A 14,750-nucleotide genomic window follows, 5' to 3' on the forward strand; every position below is an offset into this window, starting at 1 on the left:
TAATAGGAAAAGAGAAAAACAGTCATTTTGGTATCATATTTTATCTATGACCTGGATGAGTAAGGCTGGTAGAGTCTGAGGAGAATCAATTAAAATAAAAAATACAGAGCGAGAAATTCTCACTCTGTATTTTTTATTTTTGCATCGTTCACTTATCGCTTTTACTTGATGTTATTTTACGAGTGGCTAAAGCTATGATCCCACCAACTGCAATAAATACAATGTCCAAAACGATTTCCAACCCTTGAAACGCATCAATATAATTTACTAAAAACCAACTTTTTCCTCCATTAGTCAAATGATTGATTAATCCTCCTACTCCCTGAATAATAAAAAGTAGGCTGAGTCCACTGATAATTTCTTTCATGATGAACACCTCTTTAATATTTTTTCTAATTTAATATGCCTCTAAGACCGATATTAAAAAAAACTGCACCTATGACTCCTGTCGCTACCAAGAGTGAAGAGATTGGAGCTTCATTTAATTTTGACCTGATTTTATTAAGAAATTGTTGAAGTCTCTTTTTAAACATAATATTAACCCCTACAAGTAGTAGAGAAGGAAGCACCATTACTAGATTGTATCCAATTATAATTAAGATAGAAGGTGTAGTCTCAATTGTTTGATGATTCATTAAAAAGATTGAATAAAAGTAAGGCAATGCCGTTACAAATTCAATTAAGAAAACAATGATTCCTAGTATAATCATCCCTTTAATTGTTGTATTTTGGGGGATAAATGCAATTAAACGTTTTTTTGTAGTCTCTTTTGGTTTACTGAAGCTTATTAGAACAAGAACTACTCCAAATACGATATAAAACCAATTGATAAAGTCAAACTCTGTTATTTTTTCTAACCTCTTCAATAGTGAATTTCCACCAAAGTATAGTAATATCCCCATTATGAAGTAGCCTAACTGCGTAATAGACAAAAAAACAAGCAATCGAGAAGTTAATTGATTCTGTTGTGTCAATAATAAATAAGCCGTTACAGTAAGTACACCAGGACTTAATATATCAATTAATGCACACAAAGAAATAATCATTAATGCTGAAGAAATGTCTAATGATGAAGAAGGCATCAATGCTTCAATAGTTTCGATCAAACAAACTAGTCCTCCTTTAAATGTTGTGGTATTATCTATTTAACACATCGTGCTATAAAAAGATAATAACACACCGTGCTAAATAAAGGAAGTGATTTTTATAATGCCAAAAATTGTTGATCATGATGAAAAGCGCAAACAAATTGCTGAGGCTGCATGGAATATTATTAGAAAAGAAGGGGTTGAGAAAGCGTCTATACGAAGAGTTGCAGCTGAGGCAGGGATGTCTTCTGGTGCGTTAAGACATTATTTTTCAACTCAAGATGAAATGTTATTATTTATTATGAATTACTACTTAGAAGAAGGGGAAAAACGTTCTCAAAATAAAGAATGGTCAGAAAACCCAGTGCAGGCAGTAGAAGAAGTTTTATTAGAGCTAGTACCAATAGATGAAGAAAAGAAAATTGAAACGAGTGTTTGGTGGATTCTTGCATTACGTTCACTTACAAGTGATACAATAAAGGACAAAAAAGATGAAATGACGGACGGTACATATGAATTAGCAAATTCAATGATTGAAATCTTAGCTCTAAAAGGCGTATTATCAGATTCAATGAATGCAGAATTAGAAAAGAGTAGGTTAACGGCATTAATAGAGGGATTGTCGATTCATGCTTTATTAAGACCTGATGTATACTCTCCAGAAAAGGTGAAGGAAGTTATTCGTTATCATTTAGAGACACTCTGCAATAAAATCAATTAAGCTAATCGGTCGATGTATCAATTATTGTCCCATGTGTTTTTAATAGATTTAGTCTTACCCCTTGATTTAATTTATTATTAACTTTATAGAGAGAGGAGTCAAAATCGGTTCTTTCACTATATTTCTTCAAGATTCGAATTTTAACCTTTTATTCCACAAAAATGGAGCGTTTATTGAACAATCAGGATAGCACGTACCTAATCATAAATAGTGCTATCCTGTTTTCGTTGTTTAAAAGTTGAAGGTCTTTTAATCTTTTCCCACAAGATAATCCGAATACCCAATTAATTTAATCTTTTTGATAAAACTGGCATTCATAGCCATCAGCACTGAGTAACAGACCATGTGCCCAGGTAGGAGTCCTAGCCATCTGCTCACAGACAGCAGAAAGTGACATCCCCATATCCGCCTCGATGATAATTTCATCGTGTACATGAGCCACAATCGAACAATTCTTTAATGTCTGCATGGCATGACACAAGATGTCACGACTGATTGCCTGAACAATATTCTCTACAAATTTGGGTCCATAGCTTTCGATTCTTTCCCACTTTTTCGTCCCACCGATACCTTCATAAGTAACTGACTCGCCACCAAATACATTCTCTCCCATACGAGGTTTCACATAGGAAAGCCGCCTGCCGGAAGGAAGGACAATAAAGAGCATTCCACTTTGATATATAAATTTAATGCCGTGTGTTTCTGTAGGAGTTTTCTGCTTAACGCAGGTTTTTACAGCGCGGTCAACATCCCACCATAGTTTTGTAATATTGGGATTGGATTGTCTCCAAGCCATTACAAGAGGTTGAAGTTCCTCTTCTTCAATTCCCATCTCCAAAGCACCCATTGATTTCAACGCTCCAACAGATCCTCCGTAACCTAGGGCTAGTTCAGCAATTTTTCCCTTCTGACGAAGATGCCCATTAACACCGTTTTTCTCCACAGGTACGTTAAACATCTGAGATGCGCTTGCACAGTAAATGTCACCGCCATTTTGGAATACATCTAATCTCCATTTTTCACCTGCAAGCCAAGCAATGACGCGAGCCTCAATCGCTGAAAAATCTGCCACAATGAACTTCATACCTTCTCGTGGTATAAAAGCAGTACGGATAAGCTCCGACAGTACCTCTGGGATTGAATCATATAGTAAAGTAAGAGCATCAAAGTTTCCGCTTCGAACTAAAACCCGAGCCTGTTCCAAATCGGACATATGGTTTTGGGGTAGATTTTGTAACTGAATCAGCCTGCCAGAGAATCTGCCGGTTCTGTTGGCTCCGTAAAACTGAAACATTCCTCTTGCACGACCGTCACTACATACCGCATTCTCCATTGCTGTGTATTTTTTCACCGATGATTTTGCAAGTTGCTGACGAAGTTCTAAAACAGTGCCTAGTGGTTCAGGTGCTGTCTTTAACATCTCAGCAACCGCTTTTTTACCAAGGGTATCTGTTTCTAGCCCATTATCGGCAAGCCAGTCTTTCATTTGTTGTACAGAGTTTGGATTCTCCAAATTGGTTATATCCTGCATTAAAGCCATTAGCTTTTCACGGGAATGTTCATCCATCACAACAGCCTGTTTTACGAAAGTCATGTCAATGGCAATGCCACGATCATTGATTACCTGGTCGAGATGATATTCCTCCCAGATGTTCTCTGGCATCGGAAACTTAGATAATTTCTGTTGTATAGACATCTCGGCTTCCACATCGCGAATGTTATACACTTTAAACCGCTCCCATTTATCCATGTCGTGTTCTGGTAAATTACGAACTCGACCACCATTAGATTTTGTAGGGGAGCATGGTGTACAGAAATATTTGATGAGGTCTTTACCTTCAGTCAATTTTTGCTTTTCTAAACCTAAAACTACACCGACCCCTTCCAGAGATAGCGGAAGTCCCATATATGCCGACCAGATCATGGAGCATTTCCAAGATGCAGGGTCAAGATATCCTGTAAGATTAAGCCATTTTGATAGACACACACGCTCAAACATTGCATTGAAAGCCCACTTAGTAACGGAATCATCCATAAGTGCGTTTATGATTTCATCTGGGATTTCCTCTCCGCAAGCAAGGTCAACAACTTGTACTTCACCACCATCCACCGAATAGCCAAATAGTAAAATTTCAAAATCATCACTCTCGGCATAACGGTAAACACCAGACTTTTGAAGATTGGCGCTACTAAATGTTTCAATATCAATAAAAATAGAATTCATGTATTACCGCCCTTTCCAATGCAAACGAGGTGGCAGAAGAACAACCTCCACCACCTCGTCTGTATTTATTCTTTATGCTAGAAAATCATCATCTTCAATAGTTGTGAAATCGTCAGCTGCATTGGTTCTTCCGCCTAAAGGCTCTCCATCTCTTATCTTCTGGATGTTGCCAAGACCGCAAGCTACACCCTTATTGCCATTAGAGTTAAAAGCATAGAAATTTAGGGATACTCTTGCATAACAACCACTGTACACCTCGTTGCGATCTAGAATAGGTCTAACTGCTTTATCTACTATTTGGGGTGGAGTCTTGCTGTTGGCATTTACAAAATAATGCCCTTTATAAGCCTCATCATCACGTTCTACATCACCATCACGAAGTGGCAGTTTGATAGCCGCCTTATTCGGCTTTTTACCACCAAACTTTGCAAGGCCCTCTTCAATGGCTGCATCTACTGCTGCATTGATAGCATTGATAGTTTCCTTATCTGTTTTAGGAATCAATACGGATACGCTGTACTTTTCCGCTCCGCCATTGATGGATACGGGTTCCCAGCCGTGAAAGTAGCTGAGACGGGTGTTGACACTTGTAATAACCTTAGTTCTGTTTTGATTATTCATATTCCAATTCCTCCGTTATTTCGTTAAATTCGTTTTTTACGTTTGATATATTCATAGCTGGCCGCTTATCCGAAAATGGAACCAGCGTGGGCTTGCCCGGTGGTTTATGTATGAGACCACCAAGTATTTCCTCAAATTTCGTTTTACCCATCAGCTTCTGCATTTCCGTAAGGGTAATAAGACTATGGCGGTAGATATCCTTATAGCCGTTTGCCTTGGCTGCTTCAGCCACAGCTTCTTCGTCCTTATATTTGCGGACGGATCTGCCCTGGACCACCTTAAAACCACTCCACTCTTTACCGTGATTAACAGCAGCATCCGTGGCATAAGCAATGATTTCATTTGCCCACTTTGTAAGGTCGGACAATTTAGAAAGAACTTCCTCAATTTCAGAGTCCGTAAGCAGGGGTGGCAGTTTAAATTCCATCTGTGCTAATTTCAGCTTTTCTTCTGCTCTTGCACGGCATTTGACAGCCGCTCGACAGAAAGTACACCATTCACCTGGGAGGTAGTCACCTTCGCCTTCATAAGCTTTTTTAGCCTTTGGTTTCAGTTCATTTTCTGCCCAGTCTTTTAATTCCTTTACCGGGATTGTCCATGTGCTGACATTCTCCCTGCGTGGTTGGAAGATGGTCATAGAAACCTCCTCGATGTCATACAAGCTATCGTAGATTTCCAAAGCACCAAGGGCATACAATTTCATCTGCGGATTATCCACCGCATCTACCAACACACCCATGCCATACTTAAAATCGATAATATGAAGCTTTTTATCTCCAATAATAATGCAGTCACCAGTTCCGAACCCCTGTGGTACATAACAGGAAAAGTCAAGACGTTGCTCAATAAGTATTAACGGGTCCGTACAGCTTTGTTTCGCCAGTTCAAGCTGCTCCATTACAAATTCCACATAGGCATCGCTGTGTTCTTCCATCTCATCGGTGTTATAAACCGAGACCGGACGCTTACTCCTCATGTGAAGTGCTTTTTTAAGTTTATGTTCACAGAGGGCATGGGCGGCGGTGCCTTCAGCAGCTACATTGGATTCGCTATTTTCAAACTCCAGTTCCAATCTTGCAGATGGAAGGCAATTAAGCCACCTATGGGACCCTGATGCGGAAAGTACTGCGTGATCACTCATTCCCTAGTACCTCCGCATCTTTCAACATATCTGCATAATGTGTTGGGTCAACTTCGCTTAATTTAGAGCCACCGTATTTTTTGATGATTTCTCTCACTTGAGAAGTAAGACCGGCTTGACTCTTTTCAGCGAGTTTTGCTCTTACTTCCTCTAGAGTGATCTCCTTTTTCTTTGGCGCAGGTTCTTTTACAGGTGTAGTCGGTTCTTTTGCTTCGACAGGTTCATTGCCCGCCATTGCATCAGCAACCGCTTGTATGCTGTCTGCCAAAGAACGCATATCAGAAACCACATCAAGAAGTAGTTTGATTTTGCTCATGGTTTAATCCTCCCTCCTTAATCTCACTGATGGCGAGTTCCTGAACGGTGTCACCCGGAACAAGGATAGTCAGTTTCTGCTTATCACCAAGTAAGAAACGAAGGAAACGCTCCCTTATGGTGACATTACGACAGGAAACAATCCCGCCAGATTGTGGAGTTTTTGAAACACTGATTTTCAAGTTGTGTTTCATGTTCTTCACCTCTTTCTTGAGAGCGTTTATGTGTTGCCCTCTATCTATTAGCCGTGGCAAGAGGGGAAAGTTGAGGATTCTGGAAAAACTTTTTTGAAATTCTTCTTGGCTGTATCTAAACGGTGTGAAATGGCGCTTTTACTGACGCCTTCACGCTTTGCATACTCTGTTACCGAAACACCATCTAGGAATATAGCAATCAGTAACTCTGCTTGTTTTTCCTTGAGGGTCTTGCGGATAATTTCACAGAGGTATTCATACTCTTCTTGTTTCTCTCGAGTCACTTCATCGGTGTTATCAGGGAAATAGTCCATATGATCCGTTGCATCCTCAGATTCGTCATCTTTGCGGAATGGTTTCTTTGGCATCCCTCTGTGTCTATCAAATTTATGCCAGTTATTGTACTCGGGTTTGTTGAAACGCTCGTCCATAATCTCTTGTGGTGAACGGCGTGCTACAGTTTCCTTCTCCTCGACAGAAGATAGCCTGTCCTCGTAATCTGCATCAATCATTAAAGTGAAGTCCTCGTCTGGTACCTCTAGATAGATAGATTTGTTTTCGTGCTGAATTCTAATTTTCATTTTGCATCCTTTCCGCCGGACTGCATTGGCGGCAAAGGATACAAAAATAGGTCTGTGCCTCGAAGTACACAGACCCTTTGTCCTGAAAATGAGCGCAACAAGGTAAGGTACTTCTATTGCAACGCATAACAATCCTAAACGGACTGAAACGTAGCAATATGTATCCTTTGCCCTTATTGCAAATCAGGCATTTGATATTTTTTTGTAGACGAGGAATGGTCTAATTCTTGCTAACTACGAAGGACCTTTCCTTCGTCTAGTATTATTGTAAGAGAGAATTGGACAGCCTTGGCGGACACCTCATGCCCGTTAATTTCAGGCTTAAAATTAGGCTTTCCCTCACAAAAACACCTAAAAACGACAATAAAAAAAGCCATACACAAACCCCTAAAAGGATTCATGTATGGCTCACATATTTTGCAACTAAAAAACGGACATCCCGTGTCCGCTTTTTCAAAAATATTTTGATTTTTTATAATGGCTCTGCGCCATGTTCCTGTAAAAACTTTCTAATCTCATCCATCGATTTTGGATATAGGTGAGTCAATGCAAAATCATACCAAATATGACTATTGTTATTGAAGTTCAACGAAAATGGAGAATTGCTAATTATATGGTTGCTAATTTTAGGTGGCAGATGGAGTCCAAGGCAAATTAAAACTATGGAATTAATAGAGCCTGGTTCTTCACCATTAACTATTCTTCTTATGGTACGCTCATTGACCATTATTTCGTCTGCTAATTCGTTATAAGTTACTTTTTTCCACTTACGAACTATTTTAAGAGAGCTGGTATAGCTATTTGGCAATTCATTATAGATTCGCATTTCTTCAGCTATTGTTTCGGCTAGTAATTGGGCCTTCTTTTCTGGAGCCGCATACTCAAAACCATTACAATATTTTATATCAAAATCAATATTTGATGTCTTATCACGATTGAGAAAACATTCAGTATAGTATCTTTCCCTACACCCGGATTTGACTGATAACTCGAAAACCAAGCAGCACTCTTCCATATGGGTTCGAGCATAGTCAGTAAGTACGGTCTGTCCAAATATATCCTGTGTTATATATTTTGGATGGTTTAAAACAAAATGGGAATCTACATATATATAACTTCCGTCCCTAACTAAAGCGGCCATTTCTGGATTGGTTATGCTTTGGATGGCAGCATCCTCTGCGCCTATAGAAAAGGTCTGATTTCTTTCAAGCGCACCCTTCTTAAATCTATGTGGCTTGACGTAGCGACCATCTATAAAAGTAAAAGTTCCGATTGCTTCCTCATATCCAGCATCAATCATTCGGATTTTAGCCGCTGTCCGAGATACGCTGAAGAACGTTGCTAATGCGTCAATAACTGGCTCCATTACATCTATAAGTTCTGATGTTCCAAGTTCTGTACGGAATTGCTTTATAAACTTAAATGCTTGGGTTTTAAACATGGCTAGTGGCATTTGTATCTTTGGAGCAAGGGCATTCGCCTGCCATTCCATCCAGTCAGTTGCATCTCTGGTATTGTCTTTTATACCCCCGACTACCTGACACTTTATTCGTGTGACACTGCTGTTATATAACCGCTCCAATTCAAATGCTTTTCTATGTTGATCCCAATGAACACACTCATGCACAATAGTATTATTGACTGACCCCAGATTACGAAGGAAGTAAGCTTTAGGGTCCACGATTATTGTACGAGCATTCACACGGGTCTGTACCATTTCATCGCTATCTTCATCATAAAATTCTGCATCACAGTCGTGAAAGTATATCTGTCCAAAAACAGAGAAATCCTTTGTAATCTCTCGCATTTCTACTGTAAGGCCCATTTTTTCTGCCAACACCTGTGGCTCAACTGCCATCGGGGTTTTTAATGCTTCAGGGTAATGTCTTCTAAGGAAGTCTGTAACAACAGATTCTAGTTGTTCCTTATGAATGATAGGGACAAGGGAGTCTGACATAGGTTTCGGCTGCTTATTTTTGCTAGTATACTCAGTTATACTAGAGATTGAAAAATCGTCCAAATTGCAATCCAAATCACCTGAGCATTCTAGCATAAACCATTGCCGGCAATTTTCTGATTCATCATAACGATGATTTGATTCACGGACTTCGAATTCCGCTTCAACAGCAACATCAAATTCTATTTTCATGTCCGGTAAGTCATTAACAGATACGAACTTTACTTCTATATCTGATAACTCAATGCCGCCAATGTTTTGAACTCTGTATAACCGTAAGTCTAAATCTTCACAATTATCCGTTGCATAGGTTTGTATGGCAGAAAATATCTCATTATAGAATCTACCATCCACGTAATCTTTAAAAGAACGATTACCCGCCAAGGCACTCCCTCCTCACCCCATATGAAATTAATATCTTTAAGGATTTTTACTATTCAAACATTAGTTCATAGGTAAATTATAACATGTATTTTGATTGCCTCAACATTTATTTTACGTTTGCGAATTTTAATTGTTGCTTCGCTAACTTTGTGATAAACTTTATTTATTAACTTAGGCTAGGTACTAAGGCGAGGTGATATTATGTCCATAAGTTATAAAAAACTATGGAAACTTCTTATTGATAGAGATATGAAAAAAAAAGGACTTAAGAGAAGCAGCTGGTATTAGTACAGCTTCAATGGCTAAGCTTGGAAAAAATGAAAATGTTAATACTGACATTTTAATAAAAGTATGTAAGGCGCTTAACTGCGATATTTCAGATATTATGGAGATTGAAAAAACTACAGAAACCCCACCAAAAACAAAGGAGTGAGCTAATGAAACTGTTATATTCAAACATCCTACCTCTTGGAACATCAGAGGGTCAACAAACAATTATAAATTGTTTTAACGAGCAAATTGCAAAATCAGACCGTGTTGAAATTGCGGTTGGATATATTTCTCGTGCTGCCTTGGAAGAACTCGACAATCTGGTCGAAGAGCATAATATATCTAGTATATGCCTTACCATTGGAATGTACTTCATCGAAGGAATGCCAGAAGGATCATATAATACTGCTTTAGAAATCAACAAAAAATGGACAGAGACTGGTATAGGTGAAATTAAGATCGTAAAAGCATTCAAATATCATGGAAAAGTATACTGCTTTTATAAAGATGGGCAACCTTTTTCTGCTATTATTGGTTCCGCAAACTTAGGTGTAATCAAATTAGATGCTAATAACCGTAGGCAATATGAAATCTCATCGGTTACTGATGATGCTACTGAATGTAAAGAAATTGCTGAATTTTTAGAGAAGCTAAAGGCTCAGAACTGCTCTGGTAATATTGCTAACATTATAGGAATGCCAATAGTCAGGGAAGTTAACACATCACTTAGTGGCATTGATACGGTAACACAGATTCCCCAAACTGGTGTACAGCTTTATGAACAGCATAAAACAGACGTTTCTTTTGTACTGCCATTAAAAGTTCCTGCTTACGATGAGCGGCATATGGACGATGGTAAGCATTTCACAAAGTCGAATATAAATGTTAGCTATGCCGCACCACGAAGTAAAAGGAAATCCCGTGATTGGTACGAAACTCAATTGACTGTTAGCAAAGCGATAACTCGTTCAGAAGGTTACCCTGAAAAAAACAAGCCTTTTTTTGTTGTAACCGATGATGGCTATTGGTTTAAAGCTCATACCACAAGCGATGGCAATAAACAATTCAGTGCTGTTGGCGATGAACTCATTCTTGGTCGTTGGATTAAAGGTAGACTTGCAGCAGCAGGTTTAGTAACACCAGTTAATGACACCCAAGCTGATACTGATCGTGAGGGAATGATTACGAAAGAAATGTTACAAGCATACGGTTGCGATAGCCTTGTACTTTCAAAAACAGATCAGAAAGCATTGGACGAAGATGGCACCGAGCTTGATGTGTGGGTTTTATCGTTTGAAACAATTACTAACGAATGAGAGGTGTATCAATGCAATATTTAAAAAAATACTTGGAAAAAATAAAAGAGCGAGGTAACGAAAAATTAGCTGAGTCCATTTCCAAAACAGCTGAAGATATTGGCAATCAACATATTCGCAATTTTTCATTTATAAGTCATGAGATTGGCTTGTTGTTTGGTAATGTGCAATCTGGAAAAACTGGTCAAATGTTTGGCGTTATGTGCAAAGCTGCAGATTTAGGATTTCCCGCATTCATCTTACTCACAACAGACAATGTTGTCTTGCAACAACAAACCTTAGATCGAGTTAGAGACGACTTAGACGGCTTCTGTATTTGTGGCGAAAACGACTCAGGCTTATTTATTGAAAATAGCCTTGTTAAGCCAGCCATTGTCGTTCTAAAGAAAAATGCAAGAGTACTAAGATTGTGGGCAAATGTATTTAATTCTACAGGCTTTATGAAGGGCAACCCTCTATTCATCGTTGATGATGAGGCGGATGCGGCTTCCTTAAATACTCTAATAAACCGTAATAGTCAGTCATCAATTAATAGATATCTGGATTCTATAAAAAATGGAGCATCAAGTAGCTTATACCTACAGGTTACAGGTACGCCTCAAGCAATCTTATTACAGACCCTTGCGTCTGGTTGGCATCCATATTTTACATACTACTTCCATCCAGGGGATGGATATTTAGGTGGAGACTTTTTCTTTCCAACAAGCGGTAAACCTGAATGCATTGATTTTCTTGAAACAATCAAACGACCGACACGAAGTGTTGTTATACGCCACCTTGCTGTATCTGCTCAGATTTTAGCATCAAAAGGAAAAGTATCAAATTGCCTTCTACATCCGAGCGTACGACAAAATGTCCACCAGCGTTTTGCTGACGATGTCGCAAAGGAACTAGATTGGTGTATGGAGCATATCAATACCGAATTCATCACAGAATTACAAACCCACTATGATTCTTTAGAACCCAACAAAAGTGAGAAACTTTCTTTTGAAGTTATCTATAAAACTACTAAGGATTTGTTGGAAAACAAAGGGATAAAAATTCTTGTTATGAATGGAAAAACAGATGTTGAGAGTCCAGATTATGCAACAGGCTGTAATTTTATCGTAGGCGGAAACACTCTAGGCCGAGGCGTAACTTTTCCAGGGCTACAGACAATTTATTATACAAGAACCAGCAAAAAGCCCCAGGCGGATACTATGTGGCAACATAGTAGGATGTTTGGTTATGACAGAGACTCTGGCATGATGAAGATATTTATAGATGAACAACTCTATAAATTATTTGCGGACATTAACGCAACTAATAATGCCATTATCGCACAAGTAGAGCAAGGAATTGAAAACATAAAAATTTATTATCCAATTGGATTGAATCCAACTCGTAGGAATGTTATTGATAACAAACGAGTCAATATTCTTTCAGGTGGAACGAACTATTATCCGTTCTATCCAGATAATAACACCATAGATGATATAACAAAACTATTGGAGCCTTTCTCTGATGATGATCCTTATTACCAGGTAAATTTGAGGTTAATTAAGAAAATATTATCCCACATTATTGCCAGCCCGGATTTCAAGTTAGATGCATTCCTTTCTGTCATTGATACACTGCTTTCAGAACAACCAGCTGGACAGGGGATTTTGATTGTCAGAAGAGGAAGAGATGTTGCACAAGGGACAGGAGCCTTGTTGTCTCCGAACGACTGGAAACTAGGTGGCACTTTCCATGACAAAGTAGTTTTGACCATGTATCAAGTAACTGGTACTAAGGGGTGGGGTGGAAAAGCTCTCTGGGTGCCGAATATTAAACTTCCTCATGATACAATGTATTATGATGTGTCTGAGGATGATATAGAAGAAGCATAGGAGGGCAAGAATGGATGTTCACCAACAACATAGCAAAAAGGATTTTATTTGCCCCTCCACTCCAAGGAGCGGACACTTTATTAATATTAAGCGGATATGCTACCCCTAATATGGCATCATGGCTTATTAAGAGTTTTCAAGAACAAAATATGCACCCTCTAAATATTTCATTGCTTATTGGAATGGTTCCTTACGATGGATTAAGCGTTCCTATACATGAGGGCTTTATGGAACTCCATGGCAAAACATATCCAAAAGCAGTGGATAGCTTTTCATGTAGTTATGTTTGCGAAAACCCTCCAGTTCACGCAAATTTATACATTTGGCTAAAGGAAGAATCACCAGTACAGGCATATACAGGTTCAGCTGATTTTGTGCAGAATGCATTTATCCAATCCAGAAAAGAAATAGTTGTATGCTGTGATCCTAAAGAAGCTTATAAGTTTTATGAAGAAGTTGAAGCAAACTCAATTTATTGTAACCATGCAGAGGTCGAAGACCATATCGTTCTCCGTCCAACACATCAAATTCTTGATGCTGAAAACAAGCCTCTAACCACTTTGGCTGGCGAGGATATTACTTCTACGACTCTATCGCTTCTCACAAATAAGGCTGAAGTTGGAGAAAAATCCGGATTAAATTGGGGACAACGAAAGGGCAGAAACAAAAACGAAGCTTATATACATCTTCCTGCAAAAATTGCAAGAAGCGGTTTCTTCCCGTTAAATAAACAACACTTTACTGTTATTACAGACGACGGTCATACTCTTCTCCTAAGAGTTGAGCAACAAAACGACAAAGCAATTACAACACCTCTTAGCAACGCTCAACTCGGAGAATACTTCCGAAACCGTTTAGGTCTTGGAAATGGTGCGTTCGTAACAAAACAAGATTTACTAAACTATGGAAGAACAGATGTTACCTTTTACAAAATCGACGATGAGCAGTACTTTATGGATTTCCATGTATAAACAAAGCAGTTACTTTGCCTTCTCTACAAAGTAACTGCTTTTTCATTCTTTAATACTTGGCTCTACGCTCTCATATTCAATTCCAGCAAAACACTTCAATATTGCCTCAAAAATGATTTTTGCACCCTGACAAGGTACTGCCATTCCTATTTGTTTGCGTACACTCTCTTTACTTCCTACGAATCTATAAGCATCAGGGAAAGTCTGTAATCTTGCCCGCTCTCTGTTAGTCAATGCTCGTGGTTCTTCCCAATGGTAGATATGTGTTCCTCCACCACCGCTTCCCGTAACCGTATAGGAAGGCTTAGTTGGATCGAGCCTCTTATATATTTGACTTATTTTTGCTCCTCTAATATTAAGTCGCAAATCTTCTGGAAGGTCTGCCGTAAATGCATTTTGTCCAGGTAGAATATGCTGCAACCTTCTAACAACAGTTTCGGATTGTCTTGTCAATTCATTATTATATGCATCCTCTGGAATAGGGGGATTTTCTATTGCATTTTTGCAAGTATTATCGATTCCGACATAGGGTGCTGTCGATGGGACTTTAAATTCAACATCGATGTCATCCCGTATGCCAACGATAATCAAACGGTGCCTCGCTTGAGGGACTCCGTATTCCTCAAACTTGTAGAGATGAGGTGTAATTGTATAGCCAGCTTCCCTCAGTTCCTTGAGAATCTTAGTGAAGGCTTTCCCATCATTTGCATTTCTAAGTCCTCCAACATTTTCTGCTAAAAACCACTTGGGTTTAAACAGTTTTAGAGCTTTGACACCATACGAATACAAGGGACCGAATACCCCGTCCATACCTTTTTGCTCACCAACAACACTATAGTCATTGCATGGGAAACCAAATGCCAGTGCATCAATCGGGGCTAGTTTAGACATATCGAATTTGCGAATATCCGCATGGTAAACAGTATTAGGAGTATCAGGACAGATATTTAATCTATATGTTTCACAGGTATCTGCGTCATAGTCATTTGCCCACTGATGTACAATCGCAAAGTTTGGATCTTCAATACTAGCATTCATTGCACCCCAAGCGATCCCACCTGGGCCGCAAAATAATTCACCTAATCTAAATATCATA

Annotated in this window: 14 protein-coding genes and 1 pseudogene; 5 read left to right on the plus strand and 10 right to left on the minus strand. The window is 38.9% G+C overall.

What is annotated here, in order from left to right:
* Positions 1-148: 148 nt before the first annotated feature.
* Positions 149-367, minus strand: coding sequence for a hypothetical protein (locus tag CM240_RS06955; RefSeq protein ID WP_039236448.1), 219 nt, complete (start codon positions 365-367; stop codon positions 149-151).
* Positions 368-392: 25 nt separating this feature from the next.
* A complete protein-coding gene (locus CM240_RS06960) occupies positions 393-1,106 on the minus strand; it encodes a GAP family protein (RefSeq protein ID WP_044037723.1) in 714 nt (237 codons plus the stop codon).
* Between the two features lie 103 nt (positions 1,107-1,209).
* Here CM240_RS06960 and CM240_RS06965 point away from each other — a divergent pair, with 103 nt between their 5' ends.
* Entirely contained in the window at positions 1,210-1,809 is a 600-nt protein-coding gene (locus tag CM240_RS06965; RefSeq protein ID WP_001124455.1) for a TetR/AcrR family transcriptional regulator, read from the plus strand.
* Between the two features lie 289 nt (positions 1,810-2,098).
* On the opposite strand, the gene CM240_RS06970 is transcribed toward CM240_RS06965, so the two are convergent.
* The 7 genes from CM240_RS06970 to CM240_RS07000 all read right to left on the minus strand — a co-directional run bounded on the left by CM240_RS06970 (position 2,099) and on the right by CM240_RS07000 (position 9,226).
* Positions 2,099-4,033, minus strand: coding sequence for a DNA polymerase (locus CM240_RS06970; protein WP_044037726.1), 1,935 nt, complete (start codon positions 4,031-4,033; stop codon positions 2,099-2,101).
* 72 nt (positions 4,034-4,105) lie between these two features.
* Positions 4,106-4,654, minus strand: coding sequence for a DUF2815 family protein (locus tag CM240_RS06975; RefSeq protein WP_044037728.1), 549 nt, complete (start codon positions 4,652-4,654; stop codon positions 4,106-4,108).
* Positions 4,647-5,795, minus strand: coding sequence for a DUF2800 domain-containing protein (locus CM240_RS06980; RefSeq protein ID WP_044037730.1), 1,149 nt, complete (start codon positions 5,793-5,795; stop codon positions 4,647-4,649). The genes CM240_RS06975 and CM240_RS06980 overlap by 8 nt, the downstream gene beginning before the upstream one ends.
* Complete coding sequence (locus CM240_RS06985) at positions 5,788-6,111, minus strand: hypothetical protein (RefSeq protein ID WP_044037732.1); 324 nt, start codon at positions 6,109-6,111, stop codon at positions 5,788-5,790. The genes CM240_RS06980 and CM240_RS06985 overlap by 8 nt, the downstream gene beginning before the upstream one ends.
* Positions 6,086-6,304, minus strand: coding sequence for a hypothetical protein (locus tag CM240_RS06990; protein WP_000682242.1), 219 nt, complete (start codon positions 6,302-6,304; stop codon positions 6,086-6,088). Before CM240_RS06990 ends, CM240_RS06985 begins: the two co-directional genes overlap by 26 nt.
* 47 nt (positions 6,305-6,351) lie before the next feature.
* A complete protein-coding gene (locus CM240_RS06995; RefSeq protein ID WP_242838465.1) occupies positions 6,352-6,885 on the minus strand; it encodes an ECF-type sigma factor in 534 nt (177 codons plus the stop codon).
* A 472-nt stretch (positions 6,886-7,357) separates the two neighbouring features.
* Positions 7,358-9,226, minus strand: a complete 1,869-nt coding sequence (locus CM240_RS07000; RefSeq protein ID WP_044037738.1) for a helix-turn-helix domain-containing protein — start codon at positions 9,224-9,226, stop codon at positions 7,358-7,360.
* A gap of 201 nt (positions 9,227-9,427) precedes the next feature.
* Here CM240_RS07000 and CM240_RS07005 point away from each other — a divergent pair.
* The 4 genes and pseudogenes from CM240_RS07005 (at position 9,428) to CM240_RS16855 (ending at position 13,654) form a co-directional block, all read left to right on the plus strand.
* Positions 9,428-9,659: pseudogene (locus tag CM240_RS07005) on the plus strand (helix-turn-helix domain-containing protein).
* Between the two features lie 4 nt (positions 9,660-9,663).
* Positions 9,664-10,812, plus strand: a complete 1,149-nt coding sequence (locus tag CM240_RS07010; protein WP_044037740.1) for a restriction endonuclease PLD domain-containing protein — start codon at positions 9,664-9,666, stop codon at positions 10,810-10,812.
* An 11-nt stretch (positions 10,813-10,823) separates the two neighbouring features.
* A complete protein-coding gene (locus CM240_RS07015) occupies positions 10,824-12,683 on the plus strand; it encodes a Z1 domain-containing protein (RefSeq protein WP_044037742.1) in 1,860 nt (619 codons plus the stop codon).
* Between the two features lie 14 nt (positions 12,684-12,697).
* On the plus strand, positions 12,698-13,654 hold the full coding sequence (locus CM240_RS16855) for a restriction endonuclease PLD domain-containing protein (protein WP_051483740.1): 957 nt from the start codon (positions 12,698-12,700) through the stop codon (positions 13,652-13,654).
* A gap of 42 nt (positions 13,655-13,696) precedes the next feature.
* Here the strand turns inward: CM240_RS16855 and CM240_RS07025 are convergent, their stop codons facing one another.
* Positions 13,697-14,749: a DNA cytosine methyltransferase gene (locus tag CM240_RS07025; protein WP_044037744.1), complete on the minus strand. Its 1,053-nt coding sequence runs from the start codon at positions 14,747-14,749 to the stop codon at positions 13,697-13,699.
* Between the last annotated feature and the right edge of the window lies 1 nt (position 14,750).

The organism is Clostridium bornimense (assembly GCF_000577895.1).
Classification (GTDB): Bacteria; Bacillota; Clostridia; order Clostridiales; family Clostridiaceae; genus Clostridium_AN; species Clostridium_AN bornimense.